Origin of the sequence: Pseudoalteromonas sp. Bsw20308, from assembly GCF_000310105.2 — a bacterium.
GTDB lineage: Bacteria > Pseudomonadota > Gammaproteobacteria > Enterobacterales > Alteromonadaceae > Pseudoalteromonas > Pseudoalteromonas fuliginea.
The window spans coordinates 1,462,903-1,480,068 of the sequence record NZ_CP013138.1 but is presented as its reverse complement, the minus strand read 5'-3'; the positions used below and the strand labels follow the sequence as shown (position 1 = coordinate 1,480,068).

General features: G+C 39.4%; 14 protein-coding genes and 8 tRNA genes. 2 read left to right on the top strand and 20 right to left on the bottom strand.

The genetic code is table 11. The annotated features are described in order from the left end of the window. Positions 1-296: 296 nt before the first annotated feature. The 12 genes from D172_RS06405 to D172_RS06350 all read right to left on the bottom strand — a co-directional run bounded on the left by D172_RS06405 (position 297) and on the right by D172_RS06350 (position 5,755). Positions 297-383, bottom strand: a tRNA-Leu gene (locus D172_RS06405). Between the two features lie 38 nt (positions 384-421). Then, positions 422-495 (bottom strand) — tRNA-Cys (locus D172_RS06400). 19 nt (positions 496-514) lie between these two features. Beyond that, positions 515-590, bottom strand: a tRNA-Gly gene (locus D172_RS06395). 49 nt (positions 591-639) lie between these two features. Then, a tRNA-Leu gene (locus D172_RS06390) sits at positions 640-726 on the bottom strand. Between the two features lie 39 nt (positions 727-765). Continuing rightward, positions 766-841: transfer RNA gene (locus tag D172_RS06385), tRNA-Gly, on the bottom strand. Positions 842-905: 64 nt separating this feature from the next. Then, positions 906-992 (bottom strand) — tRNA-Leu (locus D172_RS06380). A gap of 37 nt (positions 993-1,029) precedes the next feature. Continuing rightward, positions 1,030-1,103: transfer RNA gene (locus D172_RS06375), tRNA-Cys, on the bottom strand. A 31-nt stretch (positions 1,104-1,134) separates the two neighbouring features. Next, positions 1,135-1,210, bottom strand: a tRNA-Gly gene (locus tag D172_RS06370). A gap of 213 nt (positions 1,211-1,423) precedes the next feature. Next, positions 1,424-1,969 (bottom strand): CDP-diacylglycerol--glycerol-3-phosphate 3-phosphatidyltransferase, encoded by a 546-nt coding sequence (gene pgsA, locus D172_RS06365; protein ID WP_033016396.1) that lies wholly within the window; start codon positions 1,967-1,969, stop codon positions 1,424-1,426. A gap of 42 nt (positions 1,970-2,011) precedes the next feature. Further along, the gene (gene uvrC, locus D172_RS06360; protein WP_007377971.1) at positions 2,012-3,835 is read right to left on the bottom strand and encodes an excinuclease ABC subunit UvrC; all 1,824 of its coding nucleotides are present in this window, start codon (positions 3,833-3,835) and stop codon (positions 2,012-2,014) included. 10 nt (positions 3,836-3,845) lie between these two features. Continuing rightward, the gene (gene uvrY / locus D172_RS06355; RefSeq protein WP_007377972.1) at positions 3,846-4,496 is read right to left on the bottom strand and encodes a UvrY/SirA/GacA family response regulator transcription factor; all 651 of its coding nucleotides are present in this window, start codon (positions 4,494-4,496) and stop codon (positions 3,846-3,848) included. 107 nt (positions 4,497-4,603) lie between these two features. Further along, positions 4,604-5,755: a dicarboxylate/amino acid:cation symporter gene (locus D172_RS06350; RefSeq protein WP_007377973.1), complete on the bottom strand. Its 1,152-nt coding sequence runs from the start codon at positions 5,753-5,755 to the stop codon at positions 4,604-4,606. A gap of 361 nt (positions 5,756-6,116) precedes the next feature. Here D172_RS06350 and cysK point away from each other — a divergent pair, with 361 nt between their 5' ends. Both cysK and D172_RS06340 read left to right on the top strand, forming a co-directional pair. Beyond that, a complete protein-coding gene (gene cysK, locus D172_RS06345) occupies positions 6,117-7,085 on the top strand; it encodes a cysteine synthase A (protein WP_007377974.1) in 969 nt (322 codons plus the stop codon). Between the two features lie 146 nt (positions 7,086-7,231). Further along, positions 7,232-7,666, top strand: coding sequence for a hypothetical protein (locus tag D172_RS06340; protein ID WP_033023777.1), 435 nt, complete (start codon positions 7,232-7,234; stop codon positions 7,664-7,666). Between the two features lie 343 nt (positions 7,667-8,009). Here the strand turns inward: D172_RS06340 and D172_RS06335 are convergent, their stop codons facing one another. The 8 genes from D172_RS06335 to D172_RS06300 all read right to left on the bottom strand — a co-directional run bounded on the left by D172_RS06335 (position 8,010) and on the right by D172_RS06300 (position 17,124). Further along, positions 8,010-10,286: an acyl-CoA dehydrogenase gene (locus D172_RS06335; RefSeq protein WP_007377976.1), complete on the bottom strand. Its 2,277-nt coding sequence runs from the start codon at positions 10,284-10,286 to the stop codon at positions 8,010-8,012. Positions 10,287-11,055: 769 nt separating this feature from the next. Next, entirely contained in the window at positions 11,056-11,859 is an 804-nt protein-coding gene (locus tag D172_RS06330; protein ID WP_007377978.1) for a putative porin, read from the bottom strand. Between the two features lie 241 nt (positions 11,860-12,100). Then, positions 12,101-12,475, bottom strand: coding sequence for a PH domain-containing protein (locus D172_RS06325; RefSeq protein ID WP_007377979.1), 375 nt, complete (start codon positions 12,473-12,475; stop codon positions 12,101-12,103). Further along, complete coding sequence (locus tag D172_RS06320) at positions 12,475-13,383, bottom strand: ABC transporter ATP-binding protein (protein ID WP_007377980.1); 909 nt, start codon at positions 13,381-13,383, stop codon at positions 12,475-12,477. The genes D172_RS06325 and D172_RS06320 overlap by 1 nt, the downstream gene beginning before the upstream one ends. Further along, complete coding sequence (locus D172_RS06315) at positions 13,380-14,207, bottom strand: ABC transporter permease (RefSeq protein ID WP_007377981.1); 828 nt, start codon at positions 14,205-14,207, stop codon at positions 13,380-13,382. Before D172_RS06315 ends, D172_RS06320 begins: the two co-directional genes overlap by 4 nt. A gap of 143 nt (positions 14,208-14,350) precedes the next feature. Continuing rightward, on the bottom strand, positions 14,351-15,532 hold the full coding sequence (locus D172_RS06310) for a cystathionine beta-lyase (protein ID WP_007377982.1): 1,182 nt from the start codon (positions 15,530-15,532) through the stop codon (positions 14,351-14,353). 9 nt (positions 15,533-15,541) lie between these two features. Next, the gene (nudC, locus tag D172_RS06305; RefSeq protein WP_007377983.1) at positions 15,542-16,462 is read right to left on the bottom strand and encodes an NAD(+) diphosphatase; all 921 of its coding nucleotides are present in this window, start codon (positions 16,460-16,462) and stop codon (positions 15,542-15,544) included. A gap of 173 nt (positions 16,463-16,635) precedes the next feature. Then, positions 16,636-17,124: an NYN domain-containing protein gene (locus D172_RS06300; RefSeq protein WP_007377984.1), complete on the bottom strand. Its 489-nt coding sequence runs from the start codon at positions 17,122-17,124 to the stop codon at positions 16,636-16,638. Positions 17,125-17,166: the final 42 nt, after the last annotated feature.

Here is a 17,166-nt window from a genome sequence, read left to right as displayed (position 1 = left end):
ATTAGTACTGTGTGTCGCTAAGGATTGCATGGCTGGTTTATTTGAGGCGCTATAGGATTGGGTTTGGAAATATTACATTATGCTTACTCATATATATCTTTAATACAATAGATATACAAACTCTTAATGCACTATCACACAACGCTATTATTGGGTAGACTATGCATAAAATAGTGCATATCAAGATAATATAAATCATAGAAAACATAAAAATAGTAAATCAGGTTCTTGCTGGGTATTTTTATATATTAGAAGGTGTATTAAATGGTTTTTAAGCGGAGTACTTAATATCAAGATGGTGCCCGAGGCCGGACTTGAACCGGCACGACTTGTTAGTCGAGGGATTTTAAATCCCTTGTGTCTACCAATTCCACCACTCGGGCATCGAGTTTGCTAATTAAAGCGTGTGGAGTAAATTATATGGAGGCGGAACCCGGAGTCGAACCGAGGTAAACGGATTTGCAATCCGGTGCATGGCCACTCTGCCATTCCGCCTAAATGTGTCCAAATAATTTGGAGCGGTACACGAGGCTCGAACTCGTGACCTCGACCTTGGCAAGGTCGCGCTCTACCAACTGAGCTAGTACCGCAAAATACTGTTTTATCAACTTTAAATTATCTTGGTAAAATAATTTAATGTGGTGCCCGAGGCCGGACTTGAACCGGCACGACTTGTTAGTCGAGGGATTTTAAATCCCTTGTGTCTACCAATTCCACCACTCGGGCATCGAGTTTGCTATTAAAAGCAAGTGGATAAAACTAATATGGAGCGGTACACGAGGCTCGAACTCGTGACCTCGACCTTGGCAAGGTCGCGCTCTACCAACTGAGCTAGTACCGCATCATATTAATTCTAAATTAACCATTTTATAAATTACACTTGGTAATGCAATTAAACCACAAAGTGGTGCCCGAGGCCGGACTTGAACCGGCACGACTTGTTAGTCGAGGGATTTTAAATCCCTTGTGTCTACCAATTCCACCACTCGGGCATCGAGTTTGCTAATTAAAGCGTGTGGAGTGTTGAAATGGAGGCGGAACCCGGAGTCGAACCGAGGTAGACGGATTTGCAATCCGGTGCATGGCCACTCTGCCATTCCGCCCCTGTACGGGGTATTAACCTTAAGATAAACTTGGAGCGGTACACGAGGCTCGAACTCGTGACCTCGACCTTGGCAAGGTCGCGCTCTACCAACTGAGCTAGTACCGCATTTTATTTGTCAGTTATTTTAATTATCACATGATTACTTATGTGAGTCATTTAGGTAACTGATTAATTACCGTTTTGTTTATCTCGGGGGCTATGCCCTCTCAACACGGACGCATTCTACAGAGATTATTAAACGCGTCAATACAAAAAATGCTAGTTTTGAACTGTTTGCTTGTTTTTTATCTAAAACGGTGCGTTATTATACATTTAGAGTTAATTTTTAGTCAATTCGCCCCACGCTGCACGTAAATATTGCAGCATTGAACTCAAGGTTAAAAAGGTCGCAATGTACAGTAGTCCAAAACTTAAATAGTTCATCCACGTATCATATTGCCAAATCAAACCGATAATGGCTAACATTTGTGCAGCCGTCTTTATTTTACCCATATTTGATACGGCGACGTTACCACGCTTACCTTGCTCTGCCATCCATTCACGAAGTGCAGATATGATAATTTCACGACTTATTATAATAAGAGCGGGTATTGTCATATACATTGATTGGTACTGATCAGATAATGCGACTAGCGCAGCACATACCATTACTTTATCAGCAACGGGATCTAGAAAAGCACCAAAAGGAGTTGATTGCTCAAGCTTTCTTGCTAAATAACCGTCGAGTATATCGGTTATTGATGCAAGCCAAAAAATAAAAGCGGCAGCAAAAAAAGCCCAGCTATAAGGCAAATAAAATATCACCAAAAAAACGGGGATAAGAAAAAGTCTAAATGTTGTGAGTGTGTTTGGAATATTCCACATAACTACTTGGATATGTCTTTTTTTCTATATTCGCATGTAGGGCTAGCCCTTGTCATGCAAATGGTTAAATATCTTCTCAGCCATGTCAGGGCTGATCCCAGGAACTTTCTTTAACTGTTCTATATTAGCAGCTTTTACTCCCTGCATGCCCCCTAAATATTTTAATAATGTTTGGCGACGTTTAGAACCTACTCCATTTATTTCTTCTAATAGTGATTGTGTTCGTTGTTTTTGACGTTTATTACGATGCCCTGCAATAGCAAAGCGATGAGATTCGTCGCGTATATGCTGAATCAAATGCAGTGCAGGTGCATCAGAATCCATTGGGATAGTTTTTCGACCACCGTCAATCAATAGTGTTTCAAGACCTGGTTTACGGCTAGTACCTTTTGCAACACCGACCAATAATGGCATTTTAGTGTGCGGCCAATTAGAAAAGTACTGCTCCGCACGCCCCAGTTGCCCTTTACCACCGTCTATAAAGATAACGTCTGGAATTTTGTCTTCATCTACTAATTTGTTGTAACGCTTATTAAGCGCAAACTCCATTGCAGCGTAATCATCACCACCGGTAATACCCGTTACGTTATAGCGCCTGTACTCTTTAGTATTTGGTCCTTGAGAATCAAACACAACACAACTTGCAACAGTGTTCTCTCCCATGGTGTGGCTTATATCAAAACACTCCATTCGAGTAATATCGTCAAGTCGCAGTGTTGCTTTTAATTGTGCATAACGTTTATTAATAGAGTCTTGGGTACTTTGCTTAACTGCAATACTGTTTAATGCATTTTTGTTGGCCAGTTGTAAGTATTGAGCACGCTCACCACGGGTAACTACTTTAAGTATTACTTTGCGCTCACTTACTTGTGTGAGTGCTTCGCCGAGTGCATCGCTCTCTTCTATTTCAAACGGTAATATGATTTCTTTTGCAATACGCCCTGTTGCTCCAGGCGCTAAGTAGTATTGGCCTAAAAATGAGGTTAGGATTTCTTGCTCACTTGAATCTTTAGGTACTTTAGGAAAATACGTTTTACTGCCCAGTACTTTATGATCGCGGATCATTAATAAATGAATGCCATTTAATCCGTTTAAATGGGCAAAACCAACTACGTCCATTTCAGCAAAATTACCAGATATAGACTGTTGCTCCTGCATTTTACGAAGTAGCATTATTTGGTCGCGAACTTTTGCCGCCAGTTCAAAATTTAATTGTAGGCTGGCTGCTTCCATTTTTTTTATTAAATCAGCAATAACTTCGTGAGATTTACCCGTTAAAAACTTACGGACATAGTCAACTTGCTCGCTGTAATCATCATCCGTGACTTTATTTACACACGGAGCTGAGCAACGCTTAAGCTGATATTGCAGACATGGTCGGCTTCTTGCGCGGTAATAAGCATCTTCACATTGACGAACAGGAAATATTTTTTGCATTAAGCGCAAGCTTTCAGATACAGCTCCTGCACTAGGGAATGGCCCAAAGTATTCGCCTTTAATTTTACGACTACCACGATGAAACGCTAAACGAGGGTGTTTATGGCTCGTTAGTAAAATATAGGGATACGACTTATCGTCGCGTAATAATATGTTATAGCGAGGCTGATATTTTTTTATTAGATTATTTTCAAGCAGCAGCGCTTCGGTTTCAGTATTAGTAAGTGTGACGTCAATATCACAAATATTACTCACTAAAACGCGTGTTTTACTGTCGGTAATGTTACTTCTAAAGTAACTGCTGACACGCTTTTTTAAATGCTTGGCTTTACCAACATAAATAACTTGGCTATCACTATCAAGCATACGGTAAACACCAGGCTCGCTTGATAGCGTTTTGAGGAAATGTACGTGATCAAATTCAGACATAAATTATAGGTTAGTACGACACGTCTATATCAATCATTTTATGACGAATAGCTAAGTGGGTAAGCTCAACATCACCACCTACATTAAGCTTTTCAAACATACGGTAACGATAGCTATTTACTGTTTTTGAACTTAGGTTTAAACGCTCAGCTATATCTTGTGCTTTTTCACCTTTGGTGATCATAAGCATAATTTGCAGCTCACGTTCAGATAAGCTCTGAAAAGGGTTTTCATCTGTACGGCCGGTCACTTGCGCTAGCGCTATTTGCTGCGCAATTTCAGGAGCTATGTATCGCTGACCTGCATGAACACAGCGAATAGCACGCACCATTTCGTCAGAACCTGCACCTTTAGTTAAAAAGCCATGCGCGCCAATTTGCATTACTTTACTAGGAAATGGGTCTTCGCAATTAACAGTGAGCACAATAATTTTTACATCGGGACAGTAACGACAAATCTTTTTAGTCGCTTCTAATCCGCCCATACCTGGCATGTTCATATCCATTAATACGATGTTTGGCGCATGCTGACGGCAAAACTGTACAGCCTCTTCGCCGGTTTTAGCTTCGCCAATTACTTTAAACCCTCGTACGTCATCAAGAATGCGCTTGATGCCTGTTCGTACAAGTTCATGGTCATCAACTAAAAGTACATTAATCAATGGAACATCCTCATTTACCTAACAACATGCAATTTAATAAATTAATTTGCCACAGTAACATATATAAAGCGAGACAATAACTAATATTATTGTCTCAATCTAATAGTTTAAGATGATTTTTTATCGCTAAAACGATCAACCCATAATGCAATGATACCATCACCGGTTACATTACATGCAGTACCAAAGCTATCTTGTGCTAAATAAAGAGCAATCATTAATGCAACAGCTCCTTCATTAAACCCAAGCATGCTTGTTAATAAACCAAGCGCCGACATAACTGCACCACCTGGAGCACCCGGTGCTGCTATCATAACGACACCGAGCATCATAATAAATGGCAATATCCCCATTAATGAAGGTACTTCCATGTTTGGCGATAAAAACATAACAGCCATTGCACACGTTACAATAGTAATAGTTGAGCCAGATAAATGAATGGTTGCACACAGCGGTACGGTAAAGTTTGCTACATCTTCTTTTACGTTGTTTGCTTTACTTGATTGTAGCGAAACTGGAATTGTTGCCGCACTCGACATTGTCCCCAGTGCAGTAAAGTAGGCAGGTAGCATATTTTTAACTAATTCGATTGGATTACGTTTTAATAGTATACCTGTCGCTATATATAAAACGCTTAACCATAACCAGTGCATAACAAGCGCTGCAATTAGTACTACACCAAATGTTTGCAATGTATCTACCACTGTGCCTGCCACCGTCATTTCGGCAAATACACCTGCAATGTAAAATGGTAAAGCAGGAATAATTACCTTTGATAGAAGCCCATCAATAACATCACGCCCCTGATCAGACACTTTTTTCAGTGTACCTAGCTCTAATTGGCTCATGCCAATACCAAATACAAAAGCAGTTACCAACGCGGTCATTACCCCCATCAATGGTGGAATTTCTAAATCAATAAAGCTACCTATTTCAGTAGCAACTTCTGCTTCAAACGTAATGCTTCCACTTAAAAAAGGAATAACGGCACTCACTAATAAAAATGCAAGTGTACCGGCAATAATTGTAGAGCTATAAGCAAAGCCGACGGTTTTGCCAAGTAAGTGCCCTGACCCTTTTGGTAGGCCTGCAATACCCGATGCAATAAAAAATAAAATAATAAGTGGAATGGTAAAGGAGATAATTTGACCAATCAGCTCTTTTACTGTGAATAAAAGTTCAACACCCGTTATAGGTACGTAAAGTCCGACTAAAATACCGGCCACAATACCGGCAATTAATTTTAAGATTAACTTCATTGTGATTGCTTAATTGAATTTAGATACGTGTTTTTATCATGTTTTACCTAGCTTGTGTCATAAAACTGTTCAAGTGAAGTTCATTTGCACAAATAAACATCAATTGCACTTATTTTAAGTTAATTTTTAACTTAAATTGCTCAACTAATCATCTCTCACTTACTTTAAAAATTTAGTACACACCTTTAATAACTAAAGTATCAGCTATTGTGGATTTTAATTTCACTTAGTTATAAGCTCAATAGATATATGTTATAGCCAAACTTTACTTTAGTTTTTTTAAACTCTCAGTAAAGTGTGTCTATATAGTTAGTGGCAAAGGCTATTAACACGTTGATCAGATTGTATCCAAAGGAACATTATGTCTACTATTTTTGAAGATAACTCACTAAGTATTGGTAATACGCCGCTAGTAAAACTTAACCGTGTTACAGGTGGGAATGTATACGCTAAAGTTGAATCTCGTAATCCTAGCTTTAGCATCAAATGCCGTATTGGTGCATCAATGATTTGGGAAGCTGAAAAATCAGGTCAGCTTGTTGAAGGTAAGGAACTTATTGAACCAACATCGGGTAACACCGGTATTGCACTTGCATTTGTTGCAGCAGCACGCGGTTATAAGTTAACGCTTACTATGCCTAATACTATGAGCTTAGAACGTCGCAAGCTATTAAAAGCATTAGGTGCAAATCTAGTACTTACCGACGGTGCTAAAGGTATGAATGGCGCAATTGAAAAAGCAAAAGAAATTCAAGCAACGGCACCTGATAAATATATTTTATTACAGCAATTCGAAAACCCTGCAAACCCTAAAATTCACTTTGAAACAACAGGTCCTGAGATTTATGATGCGCTTGACGGCAAAGTAGACTTTTTTGTAGCGGGTGTAGGCACTGGAGGCACTATTACAGGTGTTAGTCGCTTCCTTAAAACAGAAAAAGGTGTAAACGTTAAGTCTATTGCGGTTGAGCCAACTAACTCTCCTGTTATTAGCCAAACGCTTGCCGGTGAAGAAATCAAACCAGGCCCTCATAAAATCCAAGGTATTGGTGCAGGCTTTATTCCTGGTAACTTAGATATGGACTTAATTGATGGCGCAGAGCTTGTATCTAACGAAGACGCAATTGCAATGGCGCATCAGTTAATGAAAAAAGAAGGTATTTTGGTGGGTATTTCCTCAGGTGCAGCGGTTGTTGCAGCTAAGCGAATTGCTGAAAAGCCTGAAAACGCAGATAAAAATATTGTTGTTATCCTACCTAGTGCAACTGAGCGTTACTTATCAAGCCCAATGTTTGATGAAGAATTTAGTGAACAAGAGCTAGTACAGTAATCTACACATGTGTAAAAAAGGATGCTTATGGCATCCTTTTTTATTATTTATCGAAAGATCAGCCCTTAAATATTACCTCCCTCTTTACATATTCATAATTTAGCCACACACTTTAAAAAGCTTAATCAACAACAATAATGATAACAATGAAAAAACTACTAACTATTCTAAGTGTCATAACTTGCCTATTTATTGTAGGTTGCGGCGACGATGCCAAAATATCTAGCGATAGTCCAGGTGATACAGCAACCGCTTATTTTGATGCACTTTATAACCAAAAAGACCTTCAAAAAGCCAGCAAAATGGCAACACCTAACCTAACTCGCATAATGAAATCTTACGGAACAGCTAAACAATTCTCTCGTAACTTGATAAACATGCAATATGATGAGGTAGTTATTGAAGTCGACATGTCAAATATGAGTTTACGAGAACAATATGGTGATAAAGCTAAAATAAATTTGATTTTTACTGGCACCCTAAATGGCGGAAAAATTGATGAAATGCGCAGTGTTAAAATGCTTCGTAAAAAAGGAAAATGGTACGTAGATAAAATAGTTGCCGACCCTTACGCTCGTTAAAATAAATGTATTACACATAAAAAAGGCCTTACATTTGTAAGGCCTTTTTCGCTTTAGCTAGGGCGTGTTGATCTTTGTGGATTGAAGTTTGTTCAATCTAGGGGCGATTTAATCGCGGCGCGAGGTTTGTAACCTAGTGGGCTAAGTAAAAACCGAGCAACAAAGAGTTAATCGTCCCTAGAAAGAACCCAAAGGGCAGCGCATGTTTGGCATTTATGCTGCGTTATCGCCTATTTATGGGGAATAATCACACTACATAGGCTCTGCCTTGCCTAAAAACCAAACAGCCTGCTGCAAATTCAACCACGAAGGGTCAACACGCCCTAGTATTTAAAGTACTGCGCTACAGCTCACCTGGTTGAAAGTTATCAACTGCAATGGCTTTCATTCGTAACTTATTAGCATGATGCATAGCATCAGCATCCGTTTGCTCTAACAACTTATTTTCAAGTGCATAATTTATAGCACCTTCAATATCAAGCGTTGCAGGTACACTGCCCTTACGCTGCCATTGTTTTAGGTCTTTAAACTGCGCTTGCATATCATGCATAGCTAAAAATGCACTTTCCATTACCCCTGTACCTGCATTTTCATCTACATAACATAAATGCGTTAAGCGGTTTCTAAATACTCCAGGTTGAGTCATACGCTCGCAAATACTTTGCGCTATTTCATCACTTGGTCTGTGGTAATGATTTCCAAGCGGGAACACGATACGTTTAAGGGTAAAATTAACAACCGGATTTGAAAAGTTTTTAAAGAAGCCATTAAACGCTTGGCCAATTTCAAATAATGAGTTCTCAATTGCATATTTTACAAATGGTAAATCAGCTTGTTGGCGCCCTTCGTCTTCATAACGTTTTAAAACAGTTGATGCTAAGTACAAATGACTTAATACATCACCCAAACGTGCCGATATCATTTCTTTTCGTTTAAGCTCACCGCCAAGCATTAACATAGCCACGTCTGTGCAAATAGCTAAGCCTCGGCTCATTCTGCTCAGTTGCTTATAATAAACAGCCGTTTCACCACCTACAGGCGCTTTAGCAAAATAACTACGTGTTAAGCCATGCACAAATGCCATACCTGCATTACTTGCTGCAAATATTATATGGTTCATTAATAAACCATCAAATTGTTCAAGTGCTGCGTCGTCATCTTCCATTGCAGCGGCTTCCATTTCTTTTAAAACAAATGGATGACAGCGTGTTGCACCTTGGCCAAATATCATTAAATTACGCGTTAAAATATTCGCGCCTTCTACCGTAATTGATACCGGAATCCCCATATAACCATGCGCCAAATAGTTATTAGGCCCTACTTGAATTCCTTTACCTGAATGAATATCCATTGCATCGTTCATTACCGTACGACCCATTTCAGTCATATGGTATTTAGCAATCGCTGTTACAACCGACGGACTTAATTTTAAATCAATCGCACCTGCGGTCATTAATCTGCACGACTCCAGTGTGTAAGTTAAACCACCAATACGCGCAAGTGCCTCTTGCACACCTTCAAATTGCCCTATAGATACACCAAACTGCTGGCGTACCATGGCGTATGCCGATGTCATTTTTGAAGCTAAGTGCCCGGTTGCTGCACTTAATGCTGGTAGCGATATACCACGCCCTGCACTTAAACACTCAACAAGCATTCTCCAACCACGTCCTGCGCACTCTTGTCCACCAATAATCCAATCGAGTGGTATAAATACATCTTTACCGTACGTTGTGCCATTCATAAAGGCGATATTAAGCGGATAATGACGCTCACCCGTTTCAACACCCGGATGATCGGTTGGTATAAGCGCACACGTAATACCCAGCTCTTTTTTATCACCTAATAAAGCATCTGGATCATACATTTTAAACGCTAAGCCTAGTACAGTAGCCACTGGTGCAAGTGTAATGTAGCGCTTTGACCAATTTAAACGCAGGCCTATTACTTGCTCGCCATTGTGCTCCCCCATACACACCACGCCTGAATCAGGAATGCTGCCAGCATCAGAACCCGCCTCTGGGCCCGTTAATGCAAAACAAGGCACATCTGTGCCATTAGCTAAACTTGGCAGCCAACGATCTTGCTGCTCTTTAGTACCATAATGAAGAAGCAATTCGCCTGGACCTAAGCTATTAGGCACCATAACAGTGACGGCGGCAGTTAGACTTTTAGTCGAAATTTTTGACACTATCGTTGAATTAGCAATTGCGGAGAACTCACGCCCCCCAAATTTTTCAGGAATGATCAGTGCAAAAAAACCTTCTGTTTTTAGGTAATCCCACACTTCTTTTGGTAAGTCTTTGTCTTTTTGTACAATTTGATAATCATCAAGCATCGCCAATAAGGTTTCTACTTGGTTAGCCATAAATGCGTTTTCTTTATCGCTAAGCTCTGGTTTAGGAAAGCGGTGCAGTTTTTGCCAGTCTGGGTTACCACTAAATAACTCACCATCCCACCAAACATCACCTGCTTCCATCGCCTCTCGCTCTGTTTGCGATAGCGGCGGAAGTACCTTTTTGAACATTTTAAACGTGGGTCTACTGATCAGATTAAGGCGTATATCTTTAACTGCAAAAATAACCACCACCACAACCAGTAAAATAATAAATACTGACATGCGCACATTCCTTACACATTGAATTAAATAGTAGCTCAATTATGACCCATCTTAGTTTAAATACAATCCTTGCGCAGTGACTCTATTGCCTCAACGCATTCATTCTATTATTTAAAAATTCACTACTATTATCTTTGATCTAAATAAGCTGGGTTATGGATAATAAATCTATCTCAAGCAGCTATTTTCAGCGCTAACTGTGTTGAATTTACTTGCAATAGGCCCGCTGTTGACGCGTAAATTCGCCTTGTTTTCACTGAAAACCTCTGGCTAGAGAAAATAAATTTAAATATCACCATGATTCAATACGTTACTAAATCTCTTAACCAGAGTTCAGGTTAAATAATAAATTAAGGAATATCATAGATACGAGAGATTCAACACAAATTAAAAAGCCGTAACTGCTTAAGATGCAAATGCATTTATAATAAAAAACAGAAAAAGAACTGAACCGTGCAGTGCGATACCAATTCCATTAAGTATGTGATCTAAATTTTACGCCGAAAAATAATTCAGTTCTAGGCGTAAATTGATGTAAATGGTTGTTCCCTTTGCGAAATTTACAACAAAGAAATGGGTTGTTTTTAGCAAGTAAAATAGATCAGCTATTTATTGGAATTGGTATGAATATACGCAAACTTGAAAAACTCAAAAGAAGTACACGCGAAGCAAAATGAAGGCCGTAACTGCCGCTGATAAATAGTGCTAAACGCAAAAGCCCGCTCAATTGAGCGGGCTTTTAGTATTATATTACTAATTTACAGCTGAATTAGAACTGTAAGCTTACATTTGCAAAGTAAGCATCATAATCAGAATCATCCCAGTTATTGCCATAACCTACTTCTAAACCAACATTGTTGTTGAAAAAGTGTTGAGCACCAAGAGTGTAATCATCATTTTTATTAACTGTAACAAAAACCGATGTTGCTTTGCTGAAATAGTAGTTAGATGCTAATTCCCAGTTACTTGAACCGCCATCAACATCTTCAAATTTACCTTCAACAGTTAAGTAGTTACCTTGTTGTAAATCAACAAAGTACTTTGCTGCTACTGCACGGTAATCAAACTCATCATCTGATGTTACTGTAAAGCCGATGTAATCAGTGCTGTTTAATTCGTGGTTATATGCTAAGTCAAACATAAAATGATTGTCAGCATCTTCGAAATCTACAAACGTTGCTTTTAGTACAAGGTTTGGATTAAAGAAGTAACCAGCAGAAAGTTCAATTACATCCGTGCTTGAGCCAAAATCACTATCGATATTATTGTACTGTGCACCTAATACAAAATCTTCTACAAAATACTCACCGCCAACGCGAGTAACATCTCCAAAGTCATTATCACTGTATGCACCATAAACATTTGTTTGCTTATTGATGTACTCAAATTGATCGTAAGGACCTAAAGTCGCTTTTGGAGAAAAATAATAAGTTGAGTCAACGCTCACCGTGTCATTACCATCAGTGTCCATGTATCCTACATGGCTGATTGATTGGTAAGTATCTGCGGCCATTGCAGTGGTTGCAGCGCTTGATAATAAAATGCTCGAAATAATAACGGCTAACTTTTTCATTTTTAATTTCCCTATGTATATTACTTTTTACGCTCTAGCTGTGTTGCTAAAGTCGGGGCACATCCTAGCGCCTAAAAACTGAATCAAAACTGAACGGCAGCTCAACTAACCACCTGTATTTATTAGATAAATTATAAATTATTGTTACTAAATGTTAACTTAGAGTAGTTGCTACATTTAGTCAACAACTACTTAAAATATGCATCAATGAAAAAGCCAATAAATACAATGCAATTTGTACCTAAAGTGCATGTTGACTAATAATTCGATAAACATCATTAATGTTATCGCCAGACTTAAATTCTTTACTAATTGGTGTAGGATCAGAGCCAACCCATATTTTTAGCTCGGCATCTAAGTCAAAATGGCCTGCACTTTCTTTACTAAACTTCGTTATTTTAGAGTAAGCAATGCTCACCATTTCCATTTTAGAGCCGGTCATACCTTGCTTATCAATTAAAATTAAGCGCTTATTAGTAAAAATAAACATATCACGTACTACTTTATATGCTTTTTCTACTTGCTCGCCGTCAATTAATGTATTGGCGAGGATTTTTTCTAAATCAGAATCGTCAACTTCACTTGCATTACCCATAAGTCCGCTAAGTAAACCCATTATACTTTCTCCTGTTTAAATATTTGATTCTCTAATGTATGACCATTAACTAACTGCCTGTACTGCCAGTGTTGTTGATGACAAAAATTCAGTAGTGCAATATCAAGTGGATCGCTCGTTGGCTGATACTCAACTACATATTCTTTATGTTGGCTCATATACACACGACTCACACCTGCAATTGCTTGAAGCTGTTGCTCAACATTTTGATAAGCCTCGCTTAGCATTAATGTATAAAAGTGTTTATCTGTATTATTAGTTTTTGTTTGATGTTCGCTTAGTACGCCTTTATCTAAATGAAGTACCTGTGAGCATAGTCGCTCAAGCTCTGTTAAATCGTGAGAGCTTAAAATAAATGTAGCCTGCTCACTTAATTCAGATACAAGCTCACGTACTTCTCTGGCATGAATCGGATCAAGCCCTGCGGTTGCTTCATCAAGCATTACAATTTGTGGCGCGCCAATAAGTGCTTGCGCTATCGTAACGCGCTTGCGCATACCGTGCGATAAGTCCCCTGCACGCTGCTTTGCAATTTCTTTTAAGCCAACCAAATCAAGTACACGTAGCGCCTCAGTTTGGCTTTGCTTTGCCCCCATACCTTGTAGCTTTGCATAAAAGGCGAGTTGCTTGTCTATGTTAAAGCGGGGGTCAAGTTGTGCGTCTTGCGGTAATGCACTTACTTTATTAAATAAAGCAGCACTACCAGGTTTATGCCCTAATATTTCAAGGCTGCCTTTACTTGGTGCTATATAGCCGCACAACAAACTAAATAAGGTAGTTTTACCCGCACCATTTGGCCCAACAAGCGCCACTGGCGCGCCTTTGTTAATTTCAAAGTCCACATTATTAAGCGCAAGTTTTGCACCATACGATTTACTCAAACCGCTAGCTGTAATTAATGGTCTCATAGTGAGCTCCTTGCAAAAATACGTTGAGCAACGCTTAGTAGCACTGCAGTTTGCACAAGGGGAATAGCCACAGCGCTCAATAATGGTAAATTTTGCCCCGCTAATAGCTCTAATTGCACACCCGGAAATAAATAATCAAGCAAGCCTAATGCGGGTATTTGCCATTGTAGTATTCCCACAACAATACCGCCTGCTGCAAAATATAAAATTGCCAATACAATAGATAAACGCGATGAGCGAGCAAAGGTATTTATTAACGTCATAAGTGCTACAAATGGGCACAGAGTAATCACTAATATTAAAAATATAGAAAGCGCACGAGCAAAACCACCAGCCAGTAAACTTGGATCTCTAAACCCTAGTACCGCGAGCGTAGCCACAAGCGTTATACCCACCAAGCAGGCTAATACTCCTAGCTGCCCTAAAAAACGGCCAAACAGTATTTCAAAGCGAGTGGAGCGCAGTGATAAAAACCTTAGTGTGCCGCGCTCTCTGTCGCCTACCGTTTGGTCGCTACAAATAAATAAACCAAAAACAGGAAAGCTATACAGGGCTATTAACCAGTACATAGCAAATTCGGCCTCAGGCCAATCCAATAATTTACTTAAACCAATAGAACCTGATATATCACGGGCTATTTGCTCAAAATCGGGCGCACTTACAATGCCTACTGCCTGCCCTATTGGGTAGCGCAGTATTATTAGCCACACCAATGCAAAGGCAGCTAATGCAATAAGTCCACGTTTAGTTAAAAACATACGTACAAGCTCAAATCCCGCTATTTGCGTTAATCGCCCTACGTTTATCGGTAATGGTGTTGCCATTGACTATCCTTAATGACTTTTTATTTTCTGTGTATTTATCCACACTAAGTGTAAACACCTTGAATTACCAGCAAAAAAAAGCTCACCTGTGGTGAGCTTTGTAACAATACATTTAAATGTAACAACATAAATTGCGATATAAATTATAAATACTGCTTATAAACCTCAAGTGCTTGGCTTAAATCGCTAATTAAATCTTCTACATCTTCAAGGCCTATGTGCAGGCGAATAACCGGCCCTAAATCCCAGCCTGTATTTGAGCGCAACCCTTTCATGGTTAAATTAGCCGTAACCAAACTTTCAAAACCGCCCCACGAAAAGCCCATTTTAATATGCTCAAGGCTATCTAAAAATGCATCAATCGCTTTTTGATTGCCGGTTTTCATAACAAATGAAAACAACCCATTACTGCCATCAAAGTCACGTTTAAAGAACTCATACCCTGGGCAGCTTTCAAATGCAGGGTGTCGAATATGATCAACAAGCTCATGTTGCTCAAGCCATTTAGCTACTTCTATTGCTGCTTTTTCATGTTGATTTAAACGCACACCCATTGTACGCAGCCCTCTAAGTGCTAAATACGCATCATCGGCACTGGTACATTGCCCTAATAAGTATGAGTTTTCGCGCAAGGTTGGCCAATACTTTTTATTAGCAACAGCCACCCCCATCATCACGTCTGAATGGCCAACAATATACTTTGTTGCAGCTTGAATACTAATATCAACACCGTGCTCTAACGGGCGATAATGCAAGCCGTTACCGTAGGTATTATCAAGCATGGTCATTACGTTGTGCTCATTGGCTACTTTTACCATAGCGGGCACATCTTGCACTTCCATCGTAATAGAACCTGGAGATTCTAAAAACAACACTTTAGTATTTGGCTGAATGTAATCTTTAATACCTGCGCCAATGGTTGGCGGGTAGTAGGTTGTTGTAATGCCCAGCCCCACTAAAATTTTATCGCAAAAATCGCGAGTTGGTTCGTACACGTTATCAACCATTAAAATATGATCACCGGTTTTTAAAAACGATAAAAATACTTGGCTAATCGCCGCTGCGCCACAAGGGTATAGTGCACAGCCTTCGCCGCCTTCAAGTTCTGTAATCGCTTCTTGTAGTGCAAAGTGTGTTGTTGTTCCTCGGCGCCCATAAAATAACGTTTTATCGCCACGGGTTTTAGCTGCTTCTTTTAAATCGGCTACAGTATCAAATACAATGGTAGATGCACGCTGTACAACGGGATTTACTACGCCATGTGTATAGGCTTTTTTTCGCCCTGATGATACCAGCTGAGTGTTTTTATTACTTTTACTCGACATTGTTAATCCTTAAGGGTTTGTGCGCCAATGCTCAATTAAATAACGAGAGATAGAATCGGTTCTAGGCAGCTTTAAATGCTCCCCTTCTTCGTGCCAATTACCAAATTGCGCTAAGTCTTCACGGCTAAACCATTTTGCATCGTCTAGCTCTTCTTTATCTACGTTAATTTGCTCAGATGTCGCCTGTGCAAAAAAGCCAAGCATAATTGACGATGGGAACGGCCATGGCTGAGATGCAACATAACGTACGTTATCAACCTCTATGCCTGCCTCTTCTTTAACTTCACGCGCAACAGCTTGTTCCAGTGTCTCCCCTGGGTCTACAAATCCAGCAAGCGACGAATACATACCAGTGGGCCACGCAGCTTGGCGACCTAATAAACAGCGTTCTACTCCGTCAGCAAAGACTTTAGTAACGACCATAATTACCGCAGGATCGGTACGCGGGAATGTAGGATGCTTACAGTTTTCGTTTTCACATATACGAGAATGCCCTGCTTCCACTGAACGGTTTTTACTACCGCAGCGCCCACAAAAACGGTGCGTGGCGTGCCAATAACATAACCCTCTCGCAAGGGCGGCTATTGAGGCATATTTAATGGTTACTTGAGGCCCATATTGGCGAATATCAAAAAACTGAGCGCCCTCTATTAAAGGCGAAAGTACGCTTTCATCCAGATCAGAAACATCCAATGCAAACACACCATGTTTAGCATTGTTTAAACCAACAAAAATAGCACTCGTTAAATCTAAATGTGCCACTTGCTGATACGTTAAATAGCTTACTTTAGGGGTACCTTTAATAAATAGGGTTTGATTATTTTTAACTAAAACCCATTTACTTTGCGCCGACATTTGCGCTTTAAGCCACGATGGGTCTTTACGAAAATTTGAGCCTCTATCTAGTGGCATGTTGCTGTAATGAAGCATGTAAGTCCTTGGTAACTCGTTATGCTTTAAAATTACCATAATCATTTAGCAAACCCAATTGATTACAGTAATAAAAAAGCCTATATAAGGCTTAATTCATCTATTACGGCTTTGTATTAAAATCTCTCATGTTGCAGGCACTTAGCTTGCACTTTTTTAACTATTTTTTACTGTTAAAGTAGCAAGGTATTATCAATTAAATGAAATTGCTCAGCGCTTTGTTTTAATACCTCTGCAGTTAATCGGTCAGCACCGTATACATCGCACGGTACATTATATTGATTTTTTAAATGCCCAAGTAACAAAGCAAAGTCACCATCGCCAGAGAGCAAAATAACTTTATCAAGATTTTTACCCTGCTCTAACATGTCTATTGTTATGCCTACATCCCAATCGCCTTTAGCACTTCCATCACGGCGTTGAATAAATGGCTTTAGCTTTACCTCAAAACCAATCGCACGCAAAATATTTTGAAACTGATTTTGCTTTTCATCTCCTCGATAAATTGCATACGCAAAAGCACACTCAATATTGTATTGCGCCCGCATTACCCGCCAAAACGCATTGTAATCAAAATTTTTTCCGTAGCTTTCGCGGCACGTGTAATAAATATTTTGTACATCGACAAAAATACCTACTTTTGGCTTATCTAATGCTGCCATAATTTACTTTATATTCGTTTTGCTATAATTTAGCATAAAAAA

Coding starts and splice junctions, on each gene's coding strand:
- pgsA (WP_033016396.1), bottom strand. CDS start 1,969: ATGTGGAATATTCCAAACACACTCACAACATTTAGACTTTTTCTTATC.
- uvrC (WP_007377971.1), bottom strand. CDS start 3,835: ATGTCTGAATTTGATCACGTACATTTCCTCAAAACGCTATCAAGCGAG.
- D172_RS06350 (WP_007377973.1), bottom strand. CDS start 5,755: ATGAAGTTAATCTTAAAATTAATTGCCGGTATTGTGGCCGGTATTTTA.
- cysK (WP_007377974.1), top strand. CDS start 6,117: ATGTCTACTATTTTTGAAGATAACTCACTAAGTATTGGTAATACGCCG.
- D172_RS06340 (WP_033023777.1), top strand. CDS start 7,232: ATGAAAAAACTACTAACTATTCTAAGTGTCATAACTTGCCTATTTATT.
- D172_RS06335 (WP_007377976.1), bottom strand. CDS start 10,286: ATGTCAGTATTTATTATTTTACTGGTTGTGGTGGTGGTTATTTTTGCA.
- D172_RS06330 (WP_007377978.1), bottom strand. CDS start 11,859: ATGAAAAAGTTAGCCGTTATTATTTCGAGCATTTTATTATCAAGCGCT.
- D172_RS06325 (WP_007377979.1), bottom strand. CDS start 12,475: ATGGGTTTACTTAGCGGACTTATGGGTAATGCAAGTGAAGTTGACGAT.
- D172_RS06320 (WP_007377980.1), bottom strand. CDS start 13,383: ATGAGACCATTAATTACAGCTAGCGGTTTGAGTAAATCGTATGGTGCA.
- D172_RS06315 (WP_007377981.1), bottom strand. CDS start 14,207: ATGGCAACACCATTACCGATAAACGTAGGGCGATTAACGCAAATAGCG.
- D172_RS06310 (WP_007377982.1), bottom strand. CDS start 15,532: ATGTCGAGTAAAAGTAATAAAAACACTCAGCTGGTATCATCAGGGCGA.
- nudC (WP_007377983.1), bottom strand. CDS start 16,462: ATGCTTCATTACAGCAACATGCCACTAGATAGAGGCTCAAATTTTCGT.
- D172_RS06300 (WP_007377984.1), bottom strand. CDS start 17,124: ATGGCAGCATTAGATAAGCCAAAAGTAGGTATTTTTGTCGATGTACAA.